Below are 26773 nucleotides of genomic sequence, written 5' to 3' on the forward strand. Positions count from 1 at the left end.
TTGATCAACCATCATATTTTCGTATATTTCACATTTTAAATTTATCTACGCCCTTAATTTGTGATCTTAATCACCCATGCTTGCATTTGATACTATGGTTTATAGACTGTTTTACACTTATTTCGATGAAATTTACTTATTTAGCTAATGCAATATGTGATCGAAAGAACATATTAATCAATTTATTAAAAATTTAGTATTTACGATTCACAAACACAGATTAAGGTTAAACCGTCGTGTGATGTGATCTTTATCACCACCAGTTGTTTCATGTTGGGTTGATTTGAGAGTTAGATCACTGAGGCTATACCTGTGGAAACTCTACGCCCTGTATCCTCCTCCTGAACGGTTCTTTAATTGGGAGGATGTTTCAGTTATTGCGTCATTGCACGATATCGCTCAAATGGATTAAACCCGATAAGTGAGATTTCTCTAATGAAACCGACTCAACAGAAAAATTTTGATACGGCAGCATTTAAGCAAAGTGTGAAGAAACATTTGACCTCGACTTATGCCACGACTGAAGAGAGAGCAGGCAGCCGAGCCTGGTATCTAGCGATGGGAAGAGCTTTGGCTGAATTGACAACTCTTGATATGCTGCAAACTGAACAAGATAGCAAAATCAATAATGCTAAAAGTGTTAACTATTTGTCTCTTGAGTTTTTGATTGGTCGTTTAACGGGGAACAATTTAATTAGCCTTGGTCTTTACGAGCAAATTAGTATTGCTATGGCTGAATTGGGCCAGAGTTTAACTGATCTGCTGGAAGAGGAACGAGACCCATCATTGGGAAATGGTGGCTTGGGTCGTTTGGCTGCTTGCTTCATGGACTCTCTTGCGGCTCAGGAATTTCCAACCGTTGGGTATGGTCTTCATTACGAATACGGTTTATTTAAACAATCTTTTAAAGATGGACATCAACAGGAAGCGCCAGATGCGTGGCGCTGTGTAGAAGGTTATCCGTGGGAAATTGCTCGCCCTGAACTTGCTCAAGAGATTGGCTTTTATGGTCATGTTGAAGTTTATCGAGAAGACGGCAAAGAGAAGCGGCGTTGGGTCCCGGGTATGTCGGTAAAAGCTATGCCATGGGACCTACCTATTGTGGGTTATCAATCGGACACAGTTTACCCTTTACGTTTGTGGGAATGTAGAGCCATAGCACCGTTCTCACTAGCAAGCTTTAACAATGGTGATTATTTTGAAGCTCAGCACGCCTTGATTGATGCTGGAAACATTACAAAAGTATTGTACCCAAACGATAACCATGAGAAAGGAAAAACACTGCGTCTTATGCAGCAATATTTCCACTCTGCTGCCTCGGTAAGAGATATTTTACGCCGTCATGAGGAAGCGGGGAATACCCTGAAGTCCTTACCAAAATATGAAACCATTCAGTTAAATGATACCCATCCTACAATAGCTATTCCCGAGTTGATGCGCATTTTAATTGATGAGAAGGACTTAGGCTGGGATGAAGCTTGGGCTATAAGCTCCCAGACATTTGCCTATACCAACCATACCCTGCTTCCTGAAGCCTTGGAAACTTGGAGCGAGTCATTAATTCAGCGTTTGTTACCGCGACATATGGAAATCATATATCACATTAACCATCTGTTTTTAAAAGAGGTACGTAACAAGTGGCCAGGTGATGTCATGAAGCAGCAAAAGCTATCGATTATTGAAGAAGGCTTTCATCGTATGGTGAGAATGGCCAATTTAAGCGTGATTGGCTCTTATGCGGTCAATGGTGTTGCGGCCCTTCACTCTGAGTTGGTCAAGCGTGATTTGTTCCCTGATTTTGATGAACTATATCCATCTAAGTTACAGAATGTGACCAATGGTATCACCCCACGTCGATGGTTGAAGTTCTGTAACCCGGGTTTGTCTGAACTTATTTCAAGTAAAATAGGTCACGATTGGCCTGCGCATTTAGAGCAACTTGAGCAAATCGCTCAGTATGCAAATGATGCCCAGTTCCAGAAAGCGTTTATGGCGGTTAAAAAGCAGAATAAGCAACGTCTTTCCAATTGGGTGAAAGATAATCTAGGGATAGAGCTAGATACTAATGCTATTTTTGATGTGCAAATTAAACGCCTGCATGAATATAAGCGCCAGCATCTAAACATGTTACATATTTTGTCACTATATCATCGCTTACTGCATGATCCTGATTTTGTCATGGTTCCACGTGTGATCTTCTTTGCTGCTAAGGCGGCACCAGGATACCATTTAGCAAAAGATATTATCTATGCAATCAATAAAATAGCTGACAAAGTCAATCATGACCCACGAATCGGTAATAAGCTAAAAATTGTGTTTGTTCCCGACTATCGCGTGAGTATGGCTGAAATCATTATTCCGGCCGCTGATGTCTCTGAGCAAATATCAACAGCAGGTAAAGAAGCGTCTGGTACCGGAAATATGAAAATGGCGCTTAATGGCGCATTGACCATAGGGACGATGGATGGGGCGAATGTCGAAATTCGAGAAGAGGTGGGCGATGATAATATTTACATTTTCGGCCTTGAGGTCGATGAAGTTGAATCGATACTCGCCCAAGGCTATAACCCATTCGATTATTATCATACCGATCCATTACTCAAAGCTTCTTTAGATCTTCTGCTCGGTGATGAATTTACGCCCGGTGAACCAGAGAAATTACGCGCTACTTATGACAGTTTATTAGATGGTGGTGATCCATATTTGTGTCTTGCCGATTTTGCTTCATATGTTCAAGCGCATGAGGACATGGATAGACAGTATCGCGATGAAGCTGGCTGGGCCAAAAAAGCGATACTCAATACAGCTCTAGTTGGTAAATTTAGTTCCGATCGCTCCATTCGGGACTATGTAAACAATATTTGGCAACTAGAAGCGGTAAAACGCTAGCATCATCAACAAAGCCAAGCATGATATGTCTTGGCTTTGCTCATTAATCACAACTCAACACATGGAAGGTAGAGACTTCTTCGGAGATTGCGATGACACAAAAAAATATTTTAAACCAAGTGGCTGAAATGGCAAATATTTCGAGTAGTTATATAAGCGCTTGGGGAGAAGAGACAGACGTTGAAGAGCAAACTATTCGAGATTTACTGACGTCTTTAGGCTATGACACTGCCAGTGATGAAAGGCTCCTAAAATCAGCGCAAAAAAAACATAAGAACGATGTTTTAAAGCCAGTAATGGTTGTTCATGATGGTAACCCTGTTTACGTAGCAATGAACTTGGGGGCAAGTGCCCGTGAAAGTGAGTTCAGTTGGCGCTTAGATACGGAGCAAGGGCAAGTATTAGAAGGGTACCTACAATCACAAATTGTTCGCGATGAGAGAAGTACAGGTGGGCCTTTAGTTTTTGAATTACCCAATGATCTTGAGTGGGGATATCACAAGCTCACGATGACCCGTAAGCGTCGAAAATCACCTTATACGATGACATTAATTGTTACCCCTAAGTCTTGTTTTAAACAACAAGAAATTGAAAACGGCAAAAAGATGTGGGGTCCGAGTGTACAACTATATACGCTTCGTACACAGCATAATTGGGGAATGGGTGATTTTGGGGACTTAAAACAGTTGGTGTCAGATATCGCATCACGAGGAGGTGATTTTGTTGGATTAAACCCTGTCCATGCCTTATTTCCTGCCAATCCAGAGGGAGCAAGCCCATACAGCCCATCGTCCCGACGTTGGTTAAATATTATGTACATTGATGTGAGCTCTGTTGCCGAATTTTCTTTGTCTGTGGAGGCTCAGCAGAAAGTTGGCAGTGCAGAGTTTCAGCAGCGCCTGCAGAAAGTGCGTGAATCTCATTGGGTTAACTATACGGAAGTGGCTGAGCTTAAATTGAGTGTGTTACCGCTACTTTATGGTGAATTTAAAACTCGCCATCTTAATAAATGCACCGAACGAGCTGAAGCCTTTCTGGCTTTTGTTGAAGAAGGTGGTGATAGTTTGTTGCACCAAGCGACTTTTGATGCATTGCATGCAGCTTTACATGCTCAAGATGCCAATATTTGGGGATGGCCAGCTTTTCCTCAAGAACTGGGTTGCTTTGATAGTGTGGCCGTTGACAAATTTATGGCTGAAAATTTAGACCAAGTTCATTTGTATATGTATCTACAGTGGGTTGCAGATATGCAAATCCATGAAGCTCAGACACTGGCAGAAGAAAAAGGGATGTCAGTTGGACTGTATCGTGATTTGGCCGTTGGTGTTGCTGATTCAGGTGCTGAAACTTGGGCTGATGATGGTAACTTGGTTATGGATGTCAGTATTGGTGCGCCACCTGATGAATTGGGACCTTTGGGGCAAAATTGGGGATTACCCCCACTTAATCCTCAAATGTTACAAGCAACTGGCTATGAAGCCTTCATCAAGCTGTTACAGGCTAACATGAAGCATTGTGGTGCATTACGTATCGACCATGTTCTTGGGCTTTTACGTTTGTGGTGGATCCCAAGAAATAAAAAGGCGACTCAGGGGGCATATCTCTATTATCCGGTTGAGGATATGTTATCAATTCTAGCACTAGAGTCGCACCGACATAAATGCAGTGTGATTGGTGAAGATCTTGGTACTGTACCTGATGAGATCGAGGGACTGTTGAGTGATGCAGGTGTGCACTCTTATAAGGTCTTTTTCTTTGAAACATCAAAAGAAGATGGAGGGTACCTTTCACCACAACATTATACTCAGCAGTCGATGGCAGCATTGTGTACACATGATATGCCTACGCTTCGTGGTTTTTGGCACTGTGACGATCTTAAAATGGGTCAAGAGTTGGGCTTATACCCAGATGAAGAGCAACTAAAAGGGTTATTTACTGGTCGCTTGAAGAGTAAACAAGGGATTCTTGATTCCGTAGCATGGCATGGATACTTACCCGATGGGGTCGGGGGTGATGCACAATATGTCCCGATGGACTCTTATCTCGCCGAAGGACTCCAACAGCATGTTGCGGCAGGATCTTCTGTTTTACTTAGTGTTCAACTTGAAGATTGGTTAGAGATGGATAAGCCAGTCAACATTCCTGGAACAGTCGATGAGTACCCAAATTGGCGGCGTAAACTTTCAATGAACCTTGATGAAATTTTTGCCCAAGAAGGCGTGAATCGTATTGCTAGCAAGTTAACTAAAGCGCGTGCGAAACAAGCTAATTGAAAGTGCCGTGTGGGTGTGAGCAAACTTTGGATATAAGCGTTCTTCACACTTTTCATTGTATAAGAAGCCCGCATTTTGAGCGGGCTTACATGTATTAAACGAGACATTGTTTACCTTTCGCTTTGAGCCCATATTCACCATATAGTGCTCTTTGCAGCAGTCAGCTAAATTAGAAAATAAGTAGAATGAGTTAATGGCTCAGAAAGTTAGGCTAGGAGAGAATTACTTGAAAACGGCAATAAGAGATAAAAATAGTATAATGTACAACCAACTCTCAAGTGCATCTTGCGCTGAACCATTTTCATTTCTAGGGCCATTTCTAACGCCAAAGCAAGGGTACCTGAGAGTTTGGATGCCAGGTGCAGATAAGGTAGAAGTAATTCTAGATGGTGAAACCCGTCTAGCACTGGAGCGCGAGGGCTCATCGGGCTTTATTTTGCGTCACGCGCGAGATTTAAGCAAAACGTATTATCAACTCGCGGTAAGTTGGCCAGACTCTGAACAAATCCTTGATGACCCATACCAATACCATGCCATTTATGCTGATTATGAGGATTTGCATACCCCCAAACAAATGTATCACCATATGGGGGCCCAATTTGTTACTTTACAGCGTGCGGGTAAATCTATCCATGGCGTACGCTTTCTCGTTTATGCACCAAATGCATCGGCATGTAGTCTAGTTGGAGAGTTTAACCAATGGGATGGTCGCCGCACGCCATTGCAAAGGTTAGATTACGGTATTTGGGGAATATTTATCCCGAATTTAGCAGAAGGTGCCCACTATAAATTTGAACTAAAAGGCCCTAATGGAGAAGGTTTACCACATAAGGCAGATCCATGGGGTGCGTATGCAGACCAGTATCCGTCATTTGCTTCATTGACATACGATCATAGTCGATATGAATGGCAAGATTCACAATGGCAAAACCGTCCTGTCACTCAAAAAACAAAACAGGCCTTATCCTTTTATGAATTGCATATAGGTTCTTGGCGACGAAATGAAAAAGGCGACTTTCTTACCTATCGCGAGCTCGCTGAGCAGCTTATACCCTACTTGAAAGATATGGGATACAGCCATGTAGAACTGATGCCTGTGTCTGAACATCCATTTTATGGTTCCTGGGGCTATCAACCTGTCGGGTTGTTTGCGCCGACCAGTAGGTTTGGTTCGCCGGATGACTTTAAATATTTTGTCGATCAGTGCCACTTGGCAGGAATAGGTGTCGTGATTGATTGGGTTCCGGCGCATTTTCCATCTGATGAGCATGGTTTAGCTCATTTTGATGGAACACCATTATACCACGATCCGGATCCTCGTCGCGGTTGGCATCCAGATTGGAATTGTTACATTTACGATTTAGGTAGAGAACATGTGCGCCGTTTTCTAGTTTCTAATGCTTTATATTGGTTTGAACAGTTTCATGTCGATGGAATACGGGTCGATGCGGTGGCATCCATGTTGTATCTGGATTATTCACGCAGTCATGATCAATGGATTCCAAATGTCGATGGAGGAAATGAAAACTATGATGCAATCGCTACCTTGAAATGGATGAATGAACAAGTCTATCAATATTTTCCCAATGTCATGACTATCGCTGAAGAATCGACGGCCTTTCCGAGCGTTTCTGCCCCAACCTTTATGGGAGGGCTAGGTTTTGGATTCAAGTGGAATATGGGCTGGATGCACGATTCATTATCGTATATCAAAGAGCAACCTGTGCATCGAAAGTATCACCATGACACCATCACTTTTCCAATGGTTTACGCGCATAGCGAGAACTATGTTTTATCGCTATCGCATGATGAAGTTGTTTATGGCAAGGGCGCTATCCATAGCAAAATGCCAGGAGATGAATGGCAGCAAACCGCCAATCTGAGGGCTTATTTAGGCTATATGTATGCGCAGCCCGGTAAAAAGCTCAATTTTATGGGAGCTGAAATTGGCCAGACCGCAGAGTGGAATCATGAAGATCAATTACAATGGTTTTTGCTTGATTTTGAGCGCCATCAGGGAGTGCAGTCATTAACCCGTGATCTCAATAAACTGTATGCATCACAGCCTGCTTTGTATCAACTTGATTGTGAGCCGCTTGGTTTTGAATGGCGTCTTCAAGATGCAGCGCAAGCCTCAATTCTGGCCCATGAGCGCTTAAGCGATAAGGGAGAACGTATCTTAGTTATCAGTAATTTCACTCCTGTTTCGCATGAAAGCTTTCGTCTTGGGGTCCCCTTTGCCGGTGAATATCAATTGTTGCTCAATACAGATGATATCCAGTACGCTGGAAGTGGCTACGAGATTAACCATTCTATAGTGACAGATTTCGTTGAAAGTGAAAGCCAGCCCCAATCTTTGCTGATGCGCATTCCACCTTTGGCAACGATATTCTATAAGTTAAAATAACCCCTCTCTATATAGATAAGTAAACGCCCACTAACTTAAAGTTAGTGGGCGTTTAGGATCAGAGATGGTTCAGTGTATTCTAGATAGTATTTCTAATACGCTATACCAGCTGGACATCCATTTCTTTAGTTTGTAAGCTGAGTATGTTTATGCTCTTCTATTGAATGTTTTTTGCTCCAGCGATCGACGACCATAGCGCCAATTAAATCACCTTGCACGTTAACCGCAGTTCTAAATGTATCCAAAGGTCTTTCAATGATGAGAAGGATGGCGATTGCCTCAAGAGGGATCCCTGCGGCCAAAAGAACGAGTTGCATGCCAGACATTGAACCTGATGGCATTCCTGGCGCACCAACTGATGATACCATTGCCATGATGAAAATCATCACGATGCCACTTGTTGACAGATCAACACCAAATAATTGAGCTAAAAATACAGCGGCTACACCTTCAAATAGAGCGGTACCATCCATATTCATCACAGCTCCCATCGGTAACACTAGACTGCTGGTGGAATCGGATACTCCCAGTTTTTCTTTAGCTGTCTGCAGGCTAAGAGGTAGTGTGGCGGAGCTTGATGAAGTGGCTAAAGCCATCGACATAGGTGCTGATAGAGCCTTAAATAGTGGGATAGGTGATGTACCTGTTGCAAGCTTTGCAATTACTGGCAGTACCACTAAACTGTGGATCATGGTGAGCCCAAATACCAATAAACCAAACTCAAGTAACTGGCTAAATAGAGTGCTGTTTGATTCAATCGTTAATTCGAAAACGATAGCAAATACTGCAAACGGAGCTAAGCGAATAATACCTCTAACTAGAGTAGATATGCTCTGATTTACTCCTTTGACAAGTTCAAAGACTGGGTGAGAGTTGTCTAGTGTAGCAAGTAGCGCAATTGCGATAAGTATTGAAAAGGTTACTATGGCAAGTAAATTACCACCTGACAAGGCTGCAATCGGATTCATTAGTGCCATGGAAAGCAGTTTATTTAAAATGCTAACCCCTTGAGCGGATGAATCGTCAATCAGGGTTAAACTATCGGCAGCCGGAGGTGCAGAGGTCAGTGGTGTCCATTCTGGCATCATTAGAGCAGCGCCCAGACCTATACATATAGCAATTGTGGTTGTGATTAGGTAGTACACGACTGCGACAGAACCTACTTGCTTAAGTCGTACTAGGCTTCCTATGTTACTTATACCTTCAATAAGGCTAAACATGACCATTATACCAACAATGGCTTTTAGCAATCCCAGATAAACAAGCTTTATCAGTGAAAGCGGTTCACTTAATACTAGTAAGGTGTTTTTTTCAACCGGCAGTAATTGAGTTGCAGCCCAAGCAAATAATGCAGCAATAACAATTTGGGTAGTTAATGATTGTTTTAAAAAGGCTCCCATGCCTTGTTCCTTGTATCTATTTAGAATGCCGCCTTACATGAGGCAGGTGCGAATAAGAGACGAAGAGTAAAATAAAATACGCCTATTGGGTAGTAGACTTTGGTTACATAGCCAAAGATAAAGTTATAAGAAAAATGAGAGTGGCTGTTATTCAAACGTAATCTTTTGGGAAGCCTATCTTTATTATCATATTCCCCAGTTTGCTTGTGGTTAACCATATATTTGCACAATTTCCCACCTTTAATTGCCAAAACTATCTTACATGGTAGGTTCGGCTATACCCCTTTTGTCGCTTAGCTGTCGAGCATATTTATCATTCCATTCAAACTTATTAATTTTAACAAAAATGACATTATTAACGTTGGAAATAAACTTGTCTTGATAAGTTATGAATTATTGTTATTAGATTATTTCATGCTCTTTAATCAGGGATTTAATAAAATTTTATTATGATATTAGATCTGACCTTGCTAGTTTTAATAAGGTTGTTTTGCGATGTAAAATAACTTGTTTGGATATGTGATTGTATGGATATAAAACATAGATAGGTTATATATGAGATTCAATAAACTAAGTGTACTAATAGGTGTCGCTTTGCTTCCATCATGGAGCGTAGTGGCGGATACAATAGAGCAAACATTAACTTTTAAGCCCGACAACTGTGCTCCGGGTTGGTATTGTCAGTATAAAGCAACAGCTAACGATCAAGGTGGTTTAGATACCAGTCAACTAAGCAGTTATGAAATGATGTTTAAATCTAAGCCTCAAGTTCAGGGTGTTAATGTTGGCGAGTCTATATGGAGTAATGGTTCTTTCGTTGTGACCGGTGGAGATGCTGCGGGCCAAGAAGTACAGCAATGGCCTGAATTTGTTGGGGATGTGGTTTTTGATGGTACACCAAGTGATGGCAATGGTGGAGGATCTGAGGGTGGGACAGATGTTTTACCGACTGAAGATGCTGTTATCCATCATGTTACTTTTCCTTATGATGATACGCAGACGACAATTGATGTTTTCAACCTAAATACGCCATATGCGACTGATGTGGTTATTTCTAACCTGATTGCGGGTACTTTATATTCTTACCTTGTTGAAAAAAAATACCCTGAAGTTCACTTCAATCAGGAGTATTTAGTAGGCTCAATTTTGTCCCAATTGCTACAAGAAGCTGGGCTCTCAGATTCTAGAATCAATCCAGAATATTCTGCATCAGCCAAGAAACAAGCTATTCATGAGCCGAATTATGCGAGTCAGTTGCTTGCTGTGGGGCAAGGTGGCCCTTATCAAATTAATGACTACAACAAGCGTTTACCGGATACGTCGACACCAGGGTCTTTAGGGCTAATTAACTATGATGCGCTATATCAAGGCTTGGGTTACACTATTGAAGCCCAAGACAGTGGCGTTCAAGGTGGTTTAGTCGGGCCTGACTCTCTAGAGGATATTTACTTCGGCCCAATCGCAGCGACTTACTTTCAGTTTAATGATGTTAATCGCTTAGAAGTTTTAGCAGGTCAAAGTTGGTATCAGAACCAAGAAGCGTGGAATACTTGTTTTAATACAGCACTAAAAGACGATGCATTTATCAGCGATCCTAATGCACTTCGTTTGACCGACTTTTTGATCAATGTCATTTATAATGCTGGAAGTTATAGCGATGCATTTGGTGATTATCTTGATGTTTGTGTTGATGCTTATGGCGATGGTAGCAACTTCGACTTTACCTCAGAGCTGCCGTATTTAAATAGCTATGATCTAGGTCCAGAAGAGTACAAGCAGAAGATTTCTGCTTCAGGAGAAGAGTGGTGGTATCGCTATCCACGTCAAGTATCCTTTTATGCAGACCAGTTATTTGGAAAGGATTTGGTTGCATCTGGTCTTAATATGACGAATAACCAGCAGTTGACAGTGGCTGATCTTGAGCCTGTATTTGTTAAAATATTTGCTCAAATATCATACAAAGCTCAGCAAGATCAATCACCAATTCTAATTGCAGAAGCAACAGCAGAACAAGCATTTGATCAAGCCGTACAAAATGCAGGATTGACGCTAGATAAATCCTACTCGTTGTCCGATGAATCTCAGCGTCGCGCTTTATTTGATTTCCTCTATCAGGCATTTGAACAATTAGAGTCTCGTACGGCAGACCTAGGTGCGGTTAGCGGAGAGCTTACTGGTGACGATAATGGTGGTGATAATGGCAATGGTGGTACACCACCACCACCTGTTGATGGTGAGAAATGGAATGCATCAACAATATATCCAGATGGATCTTGTACCACGGTTACTTATCAGGGCATGGAATATCAGAACCAATGGTGGACCCAAGGAAATGAGCCAAACCCTGCTGAAGGTGATGGTTATAACTCAGTGTGGCGTTTCCCAAGCGCTGCCAGTAATGACTGCCCTTAAGTGACATTTTAGATTATCTTTTGAGCTAATAAATATCGAAGAACGTCATGATTTTTCTATTCATGGCGTTTTTTTTCAACTAAATTGTCTTTAGGTGAAATTTTATTAGTGGTATTTCTATCTATTAAACCATGACGCTGTGCTATAGGACTTCTCTGGGCGATAAGTTGTATAGCGGTTTGTAGAGAGAAATCGAGGTTGGGATGGAGTTAGCAAATGAGATACAAGCGTGGTTGTACGCTGGACATACCTCTATTTGGGTGCTGTTTGTTGGCATCATCTTACTTTCTTATTTACTTGAAGACTTAGCCATAGTGACGGCAGCGACTCTTGCAGTGCAAGAATTGATGCCGATGAGTGCCGCCTTGTTTGCGATTTTTGTTGGTATTGCTACTGGAGATTTGGGTTTATATTTCATCGGTAAAAGTGCTCAACGTGTTCGCTTCTTACGCTATCGGATGTTTCAGTATCGGCGGGTGCGACTGATAAATAGAAAAATGCACCAAAATGCATTTGTGACTTTATTTGTTGTTCGGTTTATTCCAGGGCTGCGCACCGTAGGTTTTACCCTAAGTGGCTTTCTCGATATTCCAATCTTGCGCTTTTTAGCCGCCGTTATTGGTGCGACATCGCTTTGGACCGTTTTAATATTTGGCTCATTTTATCATTTAGGTAATGTGGCTTGGCTCAAAGATAGCCACATTATCTGGGCGCTGATACCTGTAGGGCTATGCTTAATGTGGATGTTAAACAAAATTATTACAGCGACCTTATTAAGAGGTATGTATGACAACGCTCGCTAGTATTCAAATGATTCCACAAGGGAAGGTTAACGGCGGAATGCCAGTGCTTCCTGCCCCTAAGAGGGTTATCTCGCCGTTTGAGTTTTTACCCGCATGGTTTGTCTATGCACCAGTTGTGGCACAAAGTGCCGCTTTAAGTGTGTATCACAGAGACTGGGCTCTCCCTTTAATCGCCAATCCAGCAATTAAACTCAGTGGCATGGTCGGAGAATCGAAACACGATATTTTTGGTGCCGCAGGAGAGATCACTCGCCAATGGATATTACCTTTCATTTCTATAGAGAAAACCGATATTGAACAAGAGCAATTATTTAGCTTGGCAAAATCAAAAATGAAAGATAAAGCGCTCAACTACCCGCTTGTGGCTAAGCCAGATCTGGGTTGTCGTGGCGTTGGGGTCAAATTGGTTAAAAACGATCAACAACTGCGAGATTATATTGAAACTTTCCCGAAACAGGGCCGTTTTTTGTTGCAAGAGAGATCTAACTATAGCGCTGAGGCAGGCATTTTTTATGTTCGCCAGCCAGGTGAAAAAAGCGGTAAAGTCATCTCTATTACCTTGAAGTATTCTCCTTATGTCGTAGGTGATGGAAAGTCTACACTCAAACAACTGATAGAAGTTTGTCCAAGGGCAGGAAAGTTACAGCATTTATACCTTCCTCGTCACAAGGAGACTTTGGATATTGTTATTCCGGAAGGGGATGAATTTCAGTTGGCATTCGCGGGTAGCCACTCCAGAGGATGTATTTTCCGTAATGGGAATCAGTTTATCACTTCAGAGCTTGAGCAAAAGTTAGATCAGATATTGGGAGACTTCAAAGGCTTTAACTATGGCCGTTTAGATGTGAAGTTTAAAGATATCCAACTGTTAATGTGTGGTTCCGATTTCGATATTTTAGAAATCAATGGTGCAAGTAGTGAAGCTGCCCATATTTGGGATAGCGACACATCCTTGTCACACATATTTAGTACGTTGCTTCAACAGTATCGTTTGCTGTATCAAATCGGTTCGAAACATAAGAAGCAAGGCCATAAGACGCCCTCTTTGGGGGCCTTATGGCAAGCATGGCGTGAGGAAAAATTGTTGACTCAACTTTATCCGATGACAGATTAATCGCATTGTTTAGGGCAAATTATGAAAAATAAACCGACTGCTGTAGCCGAACTGAGTCAATCTCTGTCTTCACAAACGATTATTGGATGTCTTGAGACTCTTAATCAGGGATTAGAGTTTTTGGATAGACTATCTCCTGAAGACTATACTTCTGTTGCAGCCCCTCATATGAATAGCTCTATAGGAGAGCATTATCGCCATTGGCTTGACTTATTTCATGCCATTCGACTCGATTGTGACAAGATTGATTACAATGTCAGGCGAAGAGGACATTGCGTAGAAAGAGAGATAAGCACAGCTAAGGATGAGATAAAACAGTTGATCGAATGGCTATTTGTGTTACCAGCAAACCGTCTCGATCAAACCGTGACAGTTGAGACGGAAGTACTCTTGTCTCAAACTGGTGCAGAAGAAGTTCAATCTTCCCTAGCTCGTGAGTTGACCTTTGCTGCGCTCCATGCGACTCATCATTTTGCAATGATCAAAGTCACAGCTTCCCTGCGAGGCATTGCATCCGATACTGGATTTGGCCTTGCACCAGCAACTGCCACATATCAGAGGGCACAATAATTTATGTGCACACTATCTTGGTCATATTATGATAATAGTTATTATGAAGTTTATTTTAACCGTGATGAGCAGCGTACTCGCCTAGCCGCAATTGAGCCTCAAGGGTTTGTTATTGATGATGTAAATTGTGTCATGCCGATTGACTCTGCTGGTGGCGGGAGTTGGATATCCACCAATCAACATGCTGTGACCATATGCCTGCTCAATTATTATCAAGGGCGTGTTCCACAAGGTACGCTTACCAGTCGAGGTGTCGTGGTAAAAAAATTGGCGAGTAGTGATTCTACTCGAGCGGTTAGAGCAGGTTTATTGGCGATGGATTTAACGTCTTTTGCTCCTTTTACTCTCGTTTCTTTCGATCTTGATGGTTCTAAGCAAGTAAATGCATGGACATGGGATGGTCAGAAGCTGGAACACTCTATTATTAGTGCACCCGTTGTATCATCGGCTAAGCATTATCAACAAGCGCGTAGATACAGAATTGATTTGTATGAAAAATTACGTTTGACCACAAAAGTAAAAAAACTGGGTACTCGTTTTCACATGAGTTTTGATAACGATCATCCGCACCTTTCGCCTTTAATGGCAAGAGATGATGCCAGAACGGTAAGTTTTACCTCAGTGTCTGCCTGCGCAGATCACCAGAAAATGTATTATCAATCCATTGACAACAATAGTGGTGTTGATTTTGAAATCGAAAAAACATGTTTAATGACCGAGCAAGGAGTTTTTAAATGAAGAAGCTATTGGCCCTTTTTATATTATGTGTGAGTTGGCCTTCTTGGTCTGCAGATAAAATCTCTACCGGATATTTTAGTAATAAGGCGGTAAGTGGTTACGATACGGTGGCGTATTTTACCGAAGGAAAACCTGTAAAAGGGGATGATAAATGGCAATTTGAGTATCAAGGGGCAGATTGGTATTTTTCCTCTCAGGAGAACTTAGACAAGTTTAAAGCCAGCCCAGAAGCTTATGCTCCTCAGTATGGTGGCTACTGTGCATGGGCGGTCTCTGCCAAGAATGATTTTGCTTCTTCAGACCCTGAAAAATGGGCGATTGTTGATGGAAAATTGTATCTCAATTACAACTCAGACGTAAAAAATATGTGGGATAAGGACCGTGCAGGTCATATCAAACAAGCTAATGTGAATTGGCCAAACCTTATTAAATAAAGGACTTTAATGATGAAAATCTCTCCGGTAAAACATATTCCTGCTGCTTTTATCGCTTTTGTGTTTGTTCAATCACTTTTCTTTAAGTTCTCTGGTTCTTATGAAACAGATCATATTTTTGGCACCTTAGGAGAATGGTCTGGCCTTGAATGGTTTGGGGTATATGGAGGCTATTTGGTCGGTATTTCTGAGTTGATAGCCTCAGTGCTGCTATTTACCCGCTTTCATGGCGTAGGCGCAGCAATGAGTGCTGGAATTATGTCTGGAGCAATTTTCTTCCATCTCTTCACCCCACTAGGTGTGGTGATGCCTGAATTTAATGCTATGGGCGAGATTGTCGGAGACGATGGTGGTTTACTGTTTGGTATGGCCTGTATTGTATGGTCGTGCGGTGTTTTCTTATTTATCCGAGACGTTAAGACTGAAGGTTCGTTTACGCGTAATTTGTTAGTCAAAGGAGAGTAATATGCAGAAAAGTCCTTTCCGGTTACCCCGTAAAACGCCTTTTGGTATTGGCGAAAGTATGGTGGAGTGGGCGACAGGTCTGTCGACTCTAGATGCTTTATACTCGCAAGATGAGCTGCCTGAAGATAGCTTCGATTTTATGCATGAAGCTCTTAAGCGTATCGGTACACAGTATCGAGTTGATTATGGCAGCCTTGATAGTATACCCATGGAAGGGTCATTACTCATTGTTGCCAATCATCCATTTGGAGGAATCGAAGGGGTTATTCTTGCATCACTAATTTCAAAGGTGCGTAAAGACGTTAAAGTGCTTGCTAATGAACTTTTAAAGCGTATTCCTGAATTGGACGACCTTTTTATTGGCGTTGATGTGTTTGGCGGTAAACAAGCTAGGCTAACAAACAGTAAAGCAATTAAATCAGCCCATAAGCATTTGAAACAAGGGGGAGTACTGATCCTTTTCCCAGCAGGTGAGGTATCTGCTTGGCAGCCCCATGATAACAAAATAACCGATAAAGTTTGGAGTAAATCTGTTGCTAAGTTTGTAAAGCACGCGGAGGCGACTACGGTCCCGATCTTTATTAATGGCAGAAACAGCAAACTCTTCTATCAAGCAGGAAGAATTCATCCTCTACTTAGAACTGCCTTATTGGGACGGGAGCTTTTAAACAAAGCAGGGCAAACCATTTCAGTGTCAGTGGGTAATGCTATCCCATTCTCAGAATTCAAAGGTTTTGAGAAAGAGAGTGATATTACCCAATATTTGCGCCTCAATACTTATTTAATGGGTAGTATGGGTGGTCAGTCACCAGTGAATGAACCTATGGTCGATACTGGCTTAGCAGCTATTATTGACCCCGTAGAAACATATTATTTGCAGAATGAATTGACTCAGATCGAACATTATAAACTTATAGAGCAGGGGGAGTTTGAAGTGTACTGTGCTCCTACAGCTGCTATTCCGTACATGATGAATGAAATAGGACGAGTGAGAGAGCAAAGCTTTCGTGAAGTGGGTGAAGGTAGCGGCTTAGCTTGTGATATCGATAAATACGATCCTCATTATTATCAATTATTTGTTTGGCACAAAAAAAAACAAGATCTGGTAGGGGCTTATCGACTCGGTTTAGTTGATGAATTAATAGCGAGTGGTGGGCTAGAGCAGCTTTATTCAACCAGCCTATTTCATTATGATCTCGATTTTTTGCAAACATTGGGTCAATCGATTGAAGTTGGTCGCTCTGTTGTGGCGAAGCAATATCAGCGCAATATACATTCTCTGCTGTTATTGTGGAAAGGCATTGCTAAATTCATTCAGCGTCATCCTCAATATACGCATCTATTTGGCCCTGTGAGTATTAGTAATGATTATAGCCCAGTGGCAAGACAGCTTATTGCCTCTGTCATGTCAATTCATTACTACGATGAAGAGAAAGCCAAATTAGTGTCTCCGACCACACCACTTAAAGAAAGTGGCAACGAATTCTGGCGGCCAGATATGTTGAGTTCTCTCGCTGATTTACCTTTGCTCTCGAAAGTGCTGGACCGGTTAGATCAAGGAATGGGAGTGCCAGTACTATTAAGGCAATACTTAGGTTTACACGGTAAGTTAGTATGTTTTAACGTCGATCCTGCATTTAACTTTGCATTAGATGGGCTAATCGTTGTGGATTTAACGGCAGTGCCTGTTAATACCCTTGGAAAATACATGGGACGCGAAGAGGCAAAAGTATATCTTGCTCAACATCAAGAAAATAAAAAGTCTGATATTGAGTGAAACGTTTTTCCCTATCGTTAACGATAGGGAAGTGTTATAGAAGTTGTTTAAGTACTTTGAGAACACCATCTTCGCAATTACTGGGCGCAGTGAATTTTGCTATCTGCTTGATTTTATTGTGAGCGTTGTCCATTGCGTAAGAATAGTAACTTTCTTCAAGCATTTCTAAATCATTCAAATAATCACCAAAGCTCATAGTTTGTTGATGGTTAAACCCGAGTGTTTGCTGAAGATATTTGATGGCGGCTCCTTTGGAAGCATCTATATTCATCACATCCAGCCATATCTTAGCGCTAACTACCACCTGATGAGAGTGACCAAACTGGATGTTCATTTTTGGAAAAACGTGTTCCTGCGTTCCGTTGAAATGACATATCGCGACTTTAATAAACTCATCTTCGACACTAAGTAGGTCATCGACAGCTTGGCAGCGGTGATAATAATGAGAAATTTCCTCAAGTGCTTGTGGATCTTGAGTTTCAATATAGGCTGAGCGCTTGCCACATAACACAATGTGCGCGTCTGCGATCTCTCTTGCTTGGGATATAATGGCCTCAATGGACTTGGAAGGAATAGTGCAGCAGTATAGCTCTTTATCTTGATGCATCACCAGAGTGCCATTTTCTGCGATAAATATCATGCGATCTTTAATCGGCTCAAACGTATCTCTTAAGCTGTAGTATTGACGGCCAGAAGCAGCAGCAAACCGAATATTTTTCTGCTCAAGTTGTTCAAAAACAGTAAAAAACTCTGGGTTAAGCTGACCGTTTTCGTTTAACAGAGTGCCATCCATATCGGAAGCAACGAATTTAATATCCATAAGCGACATACAAGGTTTACCTAAAGTTTACTAATTGCCAACCCTGAGAGGGAGTCGGCTACATATAGAAAGTAAATTACAGTAACTAGAGATAATCGCAAGTTTGTTAATAAAATCGAGAAGCTCTTAGGTTGATATTTTTGTAGTTAGTTCACAGCCACTCTAAACCTTTATAAGGCTTGGTTCGTAAACTCTCCAATCGTGTCGCTAAACTACCACAGTGGATCTCCAACTTATGACCATCGGGGTCGAGCAGGTAGACTGACAGTCCTTCGCTGTAATTGGTTTTCCACTGCTTGATATTGTGTTGTTCAAGCTTTTGGTAAAGTGTCGAAAAATCCTTCTCTTCGACACTGAATGCGATATGGCTTTAATCTTGGCTCGGGCAGGGGATATCACAAGACAGGCATAGCCATAAGTCACCAGCAAAAAGGTACGCGCCCTTTGTCCACTTTACCTTACCTTTGAAACCAAGGACTTGAATATAAAATGCGAGGGATATTTCTAAATTATTTACTGCAAGAGTGATGTGATTAAGGCCTGAAACCATGCTTATCCCCTGGTAATCAATTTCGACTTAGCTTTTTGAATGAGTGGGTAGCCAGTTAGCATAGATACCTGAACCGCTGTGTCATACTGGTTGGCATACTTGGTGTACATTTCAGACATGAACAAACGCCTAATCCATCAAGAAGGGATTGATAATAAATGAAAAATAGGAGTTTCACTAGAGGCGCAGTATAAAAGATAGCTACTGCGCTTAATCGATAGTGTAGTTAGGTATTAAAGGAATTAGCCTTTTTCAACAATACCTTCACCAGTTCGTCCAATCACAGCAGAGCCAATACCCATAATGGCATTGACGCCTTGTACTGTCGCCGCTTGCATAGTTATTTGCCCTTGTTGCTGAGCTGTTGTTGCATTGTGTGCAGCATTAGATAAAGCGTGTGAGGTAGACATTAGCAAGTTGCCCATCGCCATTGCAGGGGCTTCTCCCACGACTTTAGTGTTAACTTGAGTAACAGAATCGGTGATCTGTGGGTTTACGATTGTTGCTGCGGTATCTGACATCGGTTAGTTCCTCTTAAAATATTTAATGACAGTTAGAAATTGGGCCGATTTAGATAGAAGGTCAGGCCCAATGGTATTGCTTGGTAATAATTAACCTTTCTCGATAATTTCTTCACTTGTACGACCAATCACAGCCGACCCTACACTCATAAGGGAGTTGATTCCCTGAACAGTAGCTGCTTGCATAGTGATTTGACCTTGTTGCTGGGCTGTAGTCGCATTATGAGCAGCATTAGACAGTGAATGTGACGTTGACATAAGCAAGTTACCCATTGCCATGGCAGGTGTTTCACCAACGACTTTGGTGTTCACTTGTGTCACTGAATCTGTGATTTGCGCGTTTACTGTTGTTGCTGCTGTATCTGACATGGATGGATCCTTTTTTTAAGTTTCGGGTTGTTGCGTTTTAAATATTAGATTTAAAAGCTTGGACATCTACAAACTGGTTTGTTGCTTTAGCATCTGATATTGCTATGTCCTACTAACGTATAAACGTTAGACTTAGTTGATGTTCTCTTTTGCTTTAGTGCCAAGCTCCGAGAAGTTGTTAATTGCTTGCGTGACTACTTCGCCCGCTTTATCAATACCATCCAAATATTTTGGATCGCCTGTTTCGATAAATTGCCCAAGGGCTACTCCTATCGCTGTTGTGCCAATGGATGATAGGTTTCTGAGGTTGTCTGTTGCATCAGATAAAGCCATTGCCGATGACTGTGCGATTGACTGTGTTGCCGTATTCTTTGCGCTTTCAATGGGCTTTGGTGGTTCATTCATCGTTACTTGCCTCTAAAATAGGGAGAGTTATTTTTCCAAAATAGCTTCAGCGGCTTTTGAAATAGACGCTGTACCAATTGCATTAATCGCGTTGATACCTTGTGTAGTCGCTGCTTGCATTAACATTTGACCCTGCTGCTGGGCTGCAGTGGCATTATGGTTACTGTTACTTACCGCTGTGTTGGTCGCCATAATGAAGTTGCTCATCGCCATTGCAGGAGTCTCTGCAACAGTTTTTGTATTGGTTTGAGTAACAGAGTCGGTTATCTGTTCACATACTGAATCTGGCATAATCTTGCTCCGTTTTGTTTAACAAATTTAAAGTGCCTGAGTTAAATTTTTTTTGAGTAAAAAGAAGTTTGTCCACTCTTTATTTACTATTGCGTAGTCTTCAAATAAACCTACTTTATTGAAGTTAAGTGAGGTTAAAAGCTTTAATGACTTTTTATTATTTGTCATACAATATGCAGTGACAGATCTAATCTTTTGATACTTAGCCATCCACCCTAGTACTTTTATTATTGATGACTTCATTATTCCTTTATATTGATATCGTTTATCAACTGAATAACTAATATTACAAGAGTAATTAGGGTTTTTCTTTATATCACTAATGTTTATCAATCCAACTATTTCATTGTTGACCTTTATCGTGAATGAAAAAAACTTAGCTAAGTTATAATCTTTTATGATGGATGATATATACTTTTGCCACCTTGATTGTATTTCAAGGTTTTCATTGGTCCTTGGTTCCCACTGGCTAAGGTATGCATTATTTTTCTTGTAATACTCAGTGATTGGTTTACTATCTGAGACAGACAGTAATGATATTGAAAAATCATTATCATCAATATTAAAAAAGTCGATGAACATAGTATTAACCTAACTTTGTTTTCGAACTGAATCTCTAAACTCACCTATGTTTGAACCTTCGTACTTTCTATATATTTTACCAAAATGACTTAAGTCATAGAAACCCACTTGAATCGCGACATTTGTTAGGGTAACTCTTGGGTTATGAGTGATAATTTCTCTTGCTTTATTTAGTCTAAGAATGAACAAAACTTTCTTAAATTTGGTATTTAATTTAGTTCTAAATAAATATGATAGATGAGAAGGGCTGACATATGCTGACTTTGCTACTTCCTCTAATGTAATGTCATTTGATAAGTTCTTGTAGATATATGACACCGCAAGATATAGAGAGGTATGGTACTTTTTGAGATGCTCGATATACTCTTCAGAACTTAATATCTGTTTGAGCTGTTGCTCATCATCACATGTCTCATCATATCCAACTGTATGAGTGTTTTGCTCTACAGGTATGTAAATATTGAAAAATTCATCACTTAGAAATATATCGACTAACCCTTTTTTTATCGATGTATCATTGAAAGGAAAAATGATCTTTATAGATTTATCGTCATTAATGTTTCTTATAACTTTGAGTAACTGGTGGTAATCGCTTTCTTCAAAAAAATCTAAACCATTGATAAATAATGTAAGTTTATCTTTGGTTTTTAATAATGATTTAAGCTTAGTAATGACATTTCTTACATCACTGTCTCCCTCAACAACTATAAAATTACCATAGTTGTTATCAATATTCAGGTGGAAGCTCTCAACGTGAAGCTTGGTTAGTTTCTCATCTCTACAGTAAATGCTTATTAATTTATTCTTGGATTGATGAGCCATATGAATATGCTTATTCAATATTGAGTTAGGGCAATTTTTCATTTCATTTATGATTCCGTTGTTTATCATGTTCAACTCCAATGAAGTAACTTTGATAAAATTTTCACATTAATATTCACCGAATTATTGTCAATTTTGACTAACATTAGGTAAATACTAGCTAATAATCCGTTTATGTTTTTTTACTTATTAAACTAGATTGAAATAAATCCTTGGTCCTGGCCCACAAAACGCTGCACTTAATAAATGCCCATATCCGAGTTCACATTTGAAGTCATATTGATTCAATTTTTGGGTTACGACCACATTATTTGGCTAGTATTTATATTATGAATATTAAATTTTTAAATAATATATATATATCAAGCTTGTTTATAGAAAGTAAAATAAGATCCAATAATGATTTTTTTCGTACAATTCAGAGCATGAACTTTGAATGTTTACATTATTTATGATGGTCTTCTAATAATCAGATTCAAATTCATCTCCACTCATGATGCCATTTTCTGAATAGACAGAATCGAGATTATCATAAACATTTAGGTAGTCATTATCGAGTGACCAATCTAATGTATTGTCTTCCATTAAAATATCATCTTCAGCATCATGTAAAATATAAGATGTAGTTTCATATTCTTCTTTATATAATAAATATGACTTTTCGATACAATCAATATGATCGTTACTAGGATTTTTCAAAATAAACCACCATTAAATATTAATATAGTAATAGTTAAACAAAATATATTTTTTAGATAGTAATAAAATATCAAATTTATATATATTTATTTAAGTAATAATTACAAGAATAAAATTCGTTAATGTGATTTAATTTTCAAAACATCTATAAAGGAGTTTGTTCGGTGATTAATACAAAATCTACATCAAAATTTACGTTTACATTAATAGAATTAAAGGGACGTGTTAAAGAAAAATATCCCAACTTAACGTTAGCAATTTTATGTCAAAATGATAATATTGATTGGCAAAAAATTCTTAGTGCTCTAAGAGATACACAATATTTTTCTCCAGGAGAGGAAGTCTATTTTCCTGAGGCTCAATTTCGTTGGTCGTTAACCTCTGATTTCGATGGACCATTAAAGTCGGATATCTATTCTAATCAATACGATGCAAAAGATATTCAAAATCCAATTCAAAAGTTAACTGAAGGCGTAGAAATTTTCATTGTTGAGAGAAATTTGGGGTTTGATACAGACTTACCTGTGTTTGATCTTGATGATGAAGACAGAAAGAGCTTGATTGAGATGAGTCAAGGAACAAACTGGATATTAGCTTCTGATGAATCTGTAATAGGAAAGGTTTATCCGACATGTCCTGAATTAATCGCCTACAAACAAACAAAAGGTGATGTAAAAACAGGAGTAGTAAGTACAGGAGTATGTTATTGCAAAAATGATACTGATGCGATAAACAAGGCCATCTTAGCATCTTCATATTTTGCTCAATCTACCTTGCCGCATAAAAGAGCTCAAATGAGTGCAAACCTAGTAACTGAAAGTGTAGCTCAAAGTGCATTAGATAATCTGGCACTTCTCTTTGAGCGGAAGGCTCTTCGCAATAAAGTTCAACCTGTTTCAGCCGATCTAATGTCAATAGAAGAAAGCAACGACTAGAAAGTAAATCCAATATTTGGCTTATTAAGTAAAGCTTGAGCTTCATTTTTCCACTATGAGTAAAATAATGACCAGATACACCTTATTGTCTTATGGTGTATCTGAGCATGATTAATGGCGTTGCTCTATTGACCTATTTAGTAACTTCAATGGTTGTTGTTAATCAATTCAGTCTTTGGATCGCATAAATCCCAAGTACTATGGCCTCAATTTATTACGAACAGGCCTACTAAGTTTATTTGATACTTTATATTTAGCGCGTATTTGCTTTAACCTCCAAGGCACTTAAGTGAAAAATTCAACTATATCGGTCAACACCTATTTTTATCGCAATAACACACGAATCCTAATGTTTAAATATAGTTATTTACCGCTTTTATTTTTATTTTATCTCTGTTTTGTATGATAACTTGATTATTTTTGACTATCTTGATGTTAGCAAATGGAGATAATATTACCACAAGAAGAGAGATACGGGATTTTCTTTTGAATCGTTCTGATAATTTTAAAGGATTCTATATAGAAATTAAAATATTGTTATCAATTTCACTATTTTTTAATTTTTTAATTTTTGTTTTAATATCTTTTTATTTTATTAATGATAGTGAAGTGTATTTTAAAAATAGTGGTCTTTTTGTATCAGTGGATAATTATGCTAATGCTAATGCTAATGCTAATGCTAATGCTAATGCTAATGCTAATGCTAATGCTAATGCTAATGCTATTGGTAGCCGAGGAATTAGGAATAACAATCCTTTAAATATAAGAAATTCAAATAAAAACAGATGGTTGGGAGAAGTTAAAAAGAAGCGAGACTCTGAGTTTGAAGAGTTTGTTAGTGTTGAGTTTGGTTTCAGAGCTGGATATAAAACATTGATGACATATAGAAATAAATATGACATTAAAACTATAGAAGGTATTGTGAAAAGATTTTCACCACCTAATGAAAACAATACAGAAAGTATAATTAATAAAATATCGATAATGACGGGAATACCAAGGAATGAATCTATTGGTAAGGATGAATATATAATTTTAATACAAAAAATGGCAGTTATTGAATCTGGTCATTTATTCAATATTGAATTAATTAAGAAAGGAATATCTATTAATTAGTTACATTGTTTTTTTATTTTTATATCTAAATAAGTACTCTTAAAATAAAAACTTGTTATCACTATTAAGTGGCAACTAAATGAAAATATGAGGGCATAAAAATGTCAGGCACTGTTGCAGCTGTAAATTCTCAAGTTACAGATTCTGTTACACAAGTAAACACAAAAGTGGTTGGAGATACTCCAGCTATGGCAATGGGTAACCTGCTGATGTCTACGTCACATGCATTGGGTAATGCAGCACATAACGCCACAACGTCTCAACAGCAAGGACAGATCACGATGCAAGCTGCAACGGTCCAGGGAGTGAATTCCTTGGTAAGCATAAGCTCAGCAGCACTTGGTCTTGCCAGTGAAGCGGTGCTTGAAAAGAGTTAACTCGTCTTAGGCTTAATTATCATCTTAACAAAGGAGGTAGAAAACTATGTCTGATGCAATAGCAGCAATGAATGCTCAGATGACGGACTCCGTCACTCAGGTAAATACACAGGTGATTGGCGATGCGCCAGCGATGGCTATGGGAAACCTTTTGCTATCCACTTCTCACGCTTTGAGTACAGGTTCTCATAACGTAACAGCAGCTCAGCAGCATGGTCAAACGACGATGCATGCAGCAACAGTTCAGGGAGTTAATGCTCTGATAAGTGTTGGTTCATCAGTTATTGGTAGAACTGGCGAAGAAATAATCGAAAGTAATTAATAACGTTATTTTAATAACAAAACTATTAAATCAAAGAGGAAATAGAGTATGTCAGATACAGCAGCAACTACGGTAAATGCACAAATCACTGATTCAGTAACTCAGGTTAATACGAAAGTGGTTGGTGATACACCGGCAATGGCAATGGGTAATTTACTTGTTTCTACTTCGCACGCTCTAAGTACCGGTGCTCACAACGCAACTTCAGCGCAGCAACAGGGACAAATTACTATGCATGCAGCGACTGTACAAGGCGTTAATTCTCTAATGAGTGTTGGTTCTGCCGTAATTGGTCGTACAAGCGAAGAAATTATCGAGAAAGGTTAATAGCCAATCTGAAGCGTCTAATCATTTATTTAACTAAGTAAAAAAGGAAATTAATTATGTCAGATACAGCAGCAACAATCGTCAATCCACAAATTACTGATTCAGTAACTCAGGTTAACACTAAAGTCGTAGGTGAAACACCGGCAATGGCTATGGGTAACTTGCTTATGTCAACTTCACACGCTTTAAGCACGGGTGCACATAACGCGACATCTGCTCAGCAGCAAGGTCAAATCACTATGCATGCAGCAACAGTTCAAGGCGTTAACTCTCTAATGAGCGTAGGTTCGGCTGTTATAGGTCGCACAAGTGAAGAAATCATCGAGAAAAAATAATAGCGCTCAATTCAATTAATAATCAATCAAATTAGTAAAGGAAACGACTTATGTCAGATGCAGCATCAGCAGTAAACGCACAAATTACAGACTCTGTAACTCAAGTTAACACCAAAGTTGTGGGTGAAACACCAGCAATGGCTATGGGTAACTTGCTTATGTCAACTTCTCACGCTTTAAGCGCTGGCGCACATAATGCGACTTCTGCTCAGCAGCAAGGTCAAATCACTATGCACGCAGCAACAGTTCAAGGCGTTAATTCTCTAATGAGCGTAGGTTCGGCTGTTATCGGTCGTACAAGTGAAGAAATTATCGAGAAAAAATAATAGTTATTAATTCAATCAATACTCAATTAAATCAGTAAAGGAAACGACTTATGTCAGATACAGCATCTGCGGTAAACGCACAAATTACAGACTCTGTAACTCAAGTTAACACTAAAGTTGTGGGTGAAACACCAGCAATGGCTATGGGTAACTTGCTTATGTCAACTTCTCACGCTTTGAGTAATGCGGCACATAACGCGACATCTTCTCAGCAGCAGGGACAAATCACTATGCAGGCAGCAACAGTTCAAGGTGTTAATTCACTGATGAGTGTAGGTTCAGCTGTAATTGGTCGCTCAAGTGAAGAAGTCATCGAAAAGAATTAATTTGTAATTTCATATAATCAAACTCCCTGAAATAAATAAAGAGGAATCAAAATATGTCAGATACGGCACCATCTACAGTTAACGGCCAAATCACCGATTCTGTAACTCAAGTTAACACTAAAGTTGTGGGTGAAACGCCTGCAATGGCAATGGGTAATCTATTGGTTTCTACTTCGCATGCTTTAAGCACTGGTGCGCACAATGTGACGTCTGCTCAGCAGCAAGGTCAAATCACTATGCATGCAGCAACAGTTCAAGGAATTAACTCATTAATGAGTGTTGGTTCTGCGGCCATTGGTCGAACAAGCGAAGAAATCATCGAGAAAGGCTAATAATTAGCGAAAAAGTAAATTGAATAATAAATAAGA

At 39.7% G+C, this 26773-nt stretch carries 29 protein-coding genes and 1 pseudogene; 20 read left to right on the top strand and 10 right to left on the bottom strand.

Features of this window, described 5'->3' with window-relative positions; genetic code table 11:
- The first annotated feature begins 435 nt into the window (after positions 1-435).
- The 3 genes from OCV27_RS16760 to glgB all read left to right on the top strand — a co-directional run bounded on the left by OCV27_RS16760 (position 436) and on the right by glgB (position 7569).
- Positions 436-2889, top strand: coding sequence for a glycogen/starch/alpha-glucan phosphorylase (locus OCV27_RS16760; RefSeq protein WP_125322450.1), 2454 nt, complete (start codon positions 436-438; stop codon positions 2887-2889).
- A gap of 92 nt (positions 2890-2981) precedes the next feature.
- The gene (gene malQ, locus OCV27_RS16765; RefSeq protein ID WP_125322449.1) at positions 2982-5162 is read left to right on the top strand and encodes a 4-alpha-glucanotransferase; all 2181 of its coding nucleotides are present in this window, start codon (positions 2982-2984) and stop codon (positions 5160-5162) included.
- 259 nt (positions 5163-5421) lie between these two features.
- Positions 5422-7569, top strand: coding sequence for a 1,4-alpha-glucan branching protein GlgB (gene glgB, locus OCV27_RS16770; RefSeq protein WP_245986800.1), 2148 nt, complete (start codon positions 5422-5424; stop codon positions 7567-7569).
- Positions 7570-7694: 125 nt separating this feature from the next.
- Here glgB and OCV27_RS16775 read toward each other — a convergent pair whose 3' ends face one another.
- Complete coding sequence (locus OCV27_RS16775; protein WP_125322447.1) at positions 7695-8969, bottom strand: dicarboxylate/amino acid:cation symporter; 1275 nt, start codon at positions 8967-8969, stop codon at positions 7695-7697.
- Between the two features lie 555 nt (positions 8970-9524).
- On the opposite strand from OCV27_RS16775, the gene OCV27_RS16780 reads away from it, so the two are divergent.
- The 8 genes from OCV27_RS16780 (at position 9525) to OCV27_RS16815 (ending at position 17282) form a co-directional block, all read left to right on the top strand.
- On the top strand, positions 9525-11381 hold the full coding sequence (locus OCV27_RS16780; RefSeq protein ID WP_185759837.1) for a hypothetical protein: 1857 nt from the start codon (positions 9525-9527) through the stop codon (positions 11379-11381).
- Positions 11382-11584: 203 nt separating this feature from the next.
- Positions 11585-12184: a DedA family protein gene (locus OCV27_RS16785; protein ID WP_125323103.1), complete on the top strand. Its 600-nt coding sequence runs from the start codon at positions 11585-11587 to the stop codon at positions 12182-12184.
- Positions 12168-13298 carry a D-alanine--D-alanine ligase gene (locus OCV27_RS16790; protein ID WP_125323104.1) on the top strand — a complete coding sequence of 377 codons (1131 nt, stop codon included), beginning with the start codon at positions 12168-12170 and terminating at the stop codon, positions 13296-13298. The genes OCV27_RS16785 and OCV27_RS16790 overlap by 17 nt, the downstream gene beginning before the upstream one ends.
- 21 nt (positions 13299-13319) lie before the next feature.
- On the top strand, positions 13320-13868 hold the full coding sequence (locus tag OCV27_RS16795) for a DinB family protein (RefSeq protein WP_125323105.1): 549 nt from the start codon (positions 13320-13322) through the stop codon (positions 13866-13868).
- A 3-nt stretch (positions 13869-13871) separates the two neighbouring features.
- Positions 13872-14606 (top strand): NRDE family protein, encoded by a 735-nt coding sequence (locus OCV27_RS16800; protein ID WP_125323106.1) that lies wholly within the window; start codon positions 13872-13874, stop codon positions 14604-14606.
- Positions 14603-15040 carry a YHS domain-containing (seleno)protein gene (locus tag OCV27_RS16805; protein WP_125323107.1) on the top strand — a complete coding sequence of 146 codons (438 nt, stop codon included), beginning with the start codon at positions 14603-14605 and terminating at the stop codon, positions 15038-15040. The genes OCV27_RS16800 and OCV27_RS16805 overlap by 4 nt, the downstream gene beginning before the upstream one ends.
- Positions 15041-15052: 12 nt before the next feature.
- Entirely contained in the window at positions 15053-15505 is a 453-nt protein-coding gene (locus OCV27_RS16810) for a hypothetical protein (protein ID WP_125323116.1), read from the top strand.
- Between the two features lies 1 nt (position 15506).
- A complete protein-coding gene (locus OCV27_RS16815) occupies positions 15507-17282 on the top strand; it encodes a lysophospholipid acyltransferase family protein (RefSeq protein WP_125323108.1) in 1776 nt (591 codons plus the stop codon).
- A 34-nt stretch (positions 17283-17316) separates the two neighbouring features.
- On the opposite strand, the gene OCV27_RS16820 is transcribed toward OCV27_RS16815, so the two are convergent.
- The 9 genes and pseudogenes from OCV27_RS16820 to OCV27_RS16860 all read right to left on the bottom strand — a co-directional run bounded on the left by OCV27_RS16820 (position 17317) and on the right by OCV27_RS16860 (position 22227).
- On the bottom strand, positions 17317-18111 hold the full coding sequence (locus tag OCV27_RS16820) for a Cof-type HAD-IIB family hydrolase (RefSeq protein WP_125323109.1): 795 nt from the start codon (positions 18109-18111) through the stop codon (positions 17317-17319).
- A 142-nt stretch (positions 18112-18253) separates the two neighbouring features.
- Positions 18254-18652: pseudogene (gene fos / locus OCV27_RS16825) on the bottom strand (fosfomycin resistance glutathione transferase).
- A gap of 242 nt (positions 18653-18894) precedes the next feature.
- Positions 18895-19173 carry a RebB family R body protein gene (locus OCV27_RS16830; protein ID WP_125323110.1) on the bottom strand — a complete coding sequence of 93 codons (279 nt, stop codon included), beginning with the start codon at positions 19171-19173 and terminating at the stop codon, positions 18895-18897.
- A 90-nt stretch (positions 19174-19263) separates the two neighbouring features.
- Complete coding sequence (locus OCV27_RS16835) at positions 19264-19542, bottom strand: RebB family R body protein (RefSeq protein WP_125323111.1); 279 nt, start codon at positions 19540-19542, stop codon at positions 19264-19266.
- A 132-nt stretch (positions 19543-19674) separates the two neighbouring features.
- The gene (locus OCV27_RS16840; RefSeq protein WP_125323112.1) at positions 19675-19947 is read right to left on the bottom strand and encodes a hypothetical protein; all 273 of its coding nucleotides are present in this window, start codon (positions 19945-19947) and stop codon (positions 19675-19677) included.
- Positions 19948-19974: 27 nt separating this feature from the next.
- Positions 19975-20238, bottom strand: a complete 264-nt coding sequence (locus OCV27_RS16845) for a RebB family R body protein (RefSeq protein WP_125323113.1) — start codon at positions 20236-20238, stop codon at positions 19975-19977.
- Between the two features lie 27 nt (positions 20239-20265).
- Positions 20266-20820 carry a GNAT family N-acetyltransferase gene (locus OCV27_RS16850; protein WP_337969468.1) on the bottom strand — a complete coding sequence of 185 codons (555 nt, stop codon included), beginning with the start codon at positions 20818-20820 and terminating at the stop codon, positions 20266-20268.
- Positions 20821-20829: 9 nt separating this feature from the next.
- Positions 20830-21711 carry a helix-turn-helix transcriptional regulator gene (locus OCV27_RS16855; RefSeq protein WP_337969469.1) on the bottom strand — a complete coding sequence of 294 codons (882 nt, stop codon included), beginning with the start codon at positions 21709-21711 and terminating at the stop codon, positions 20830-20832.
- A 393-nt stretch (positions 21712-22104) separates the two neighbouring features.
- Positions 22105-22227, bottom strand: a complete 123-nt coding sequence (locus tag OCV27_RS16860; protein ID WP_337969470.1) for a hypothetical protein — start codon at positions 22225-22227, stop codon at positions 22105-22107.
- Positions 22228-22505: 278 nt separating this feature from the next.
- On the opposite strand from OCV27_RS16860, the gene OCV27_RS16865 reads away from it, so the two are divergent.
- The 9 genes from OCV27_RS16865 to OCV27_RS16905 all read left to right on the top strand — a co-directional run bounded on the left by OCV27_RS16865 (position 22506) and on the right by OCV27_RS16905 (position 26737).
- Positions 22506-23276 carry a hypothetical protein gene (locus tag OCV27_RS16865; RefSeq protein WP_337969471.1) on the top strand — a complete coding sequence of 257 codons (771 nt, stop codon included), beginning with the start codon at positions 22506-22508 and terminating at the stop codon, positions 23274-23276.
- Between the two features lie 432 nt (positions 23277-23708).
- Positions 23709-24392, top strand: a complete 684-nt coding sequence (locus tag OCV27_RS16870; RefSeq protein WP_337969472.1) for a structural protein P5 — start codon at positions 23709-23711, stop codon at positions 24390-24392.
- Between the two features lie 101 nt (positions 24393-24493).
- Positions 24494-24769: a RebB family R body protein gene (locus OCV27_RS16875; protein WP_125323431.1), complete on the top strand. Its 276-nt coding sequence runs from the start codon at positions 24494-24496 to the stop codon at positions 24767-24769.
- Positions 24770-24815: 46 nt separating this feature from the next.
- Positions 24816-25091, top strand: a complete 276-nt coding sequence (locus OCV27_RS16880; RefSeq protein WP_125323430.1) for a RebB family R body protein — start codon at positions 24816-24818, stop codon at positions 25089-25091.
- A gap of 48 nt (positions 25092-25139) precedes the next feature.
- Positions 25140-25418 carry a RebB family R body protein gene (locus OCV27_RS16885; protein WP_125323429.1) on the top strand — a complete coding sequence of 93 codons (279 nt, stop codon included), beginning with the start codon at positions 25140-25142 and terminating at the stop codon, positions 25416-25418.
- A gap of 56 nt (positions 25419-25474) precedes the next feature.
- Positions 25475-25753 (top strand): RebB family R body protein, encoded by a 279-nt coding sequence (locus OCV27_RS16890; protein WP_125323428.1) that lies wholly within the window; start codon positions 25475-25477, stop codon positions 25751-25753.
- A gap of 50 nt (positions 25754-25803) precedes the next feature.
- The gene (locus tag OCV27_RS16895) at positions 25804-26079 is read left to right on the top strand and encodes a RebB family R body protein (RefSeq protein ID WP_125323427.1); all 276 of its coding nucleotides are present in this window, start codon (positions 25804-25806) and stop codon (positions 26077-26079) included.
- 50 nt (positions 26080-26129) lie between these two features.
- A complete protein-coding gene (locus OCV27_RS16900; RefSeq protein ID WP_125323426.1) occupies positions 26130-26405 on the top strand; it encodes a RebB family R body protein in 276 nt (91 codons plus the stop codon).
- A 53-nt stretch (positions 26406-26458) separates the two neighbouring features.
- Entirely contained in the window at positions 26459-26737 is a 279-nt protein-coding gene (locus OCV27_RS16905) for a RebB family R body protein (protein WP_125323425.1), read from the top strand.
- Positions 26738-26773: the final 36 nt, after the last annotated feature.

Origin of the sequence: Vibrio pectenicida, assembly GCA_024347015.1 — a bacterium.
Lineage (GTDB): Bacteria > Pseudomonadota > Gammaproteobacteria > Enterobacterales > Vibrionaceae > Vibrio > Vibrio pectenicida.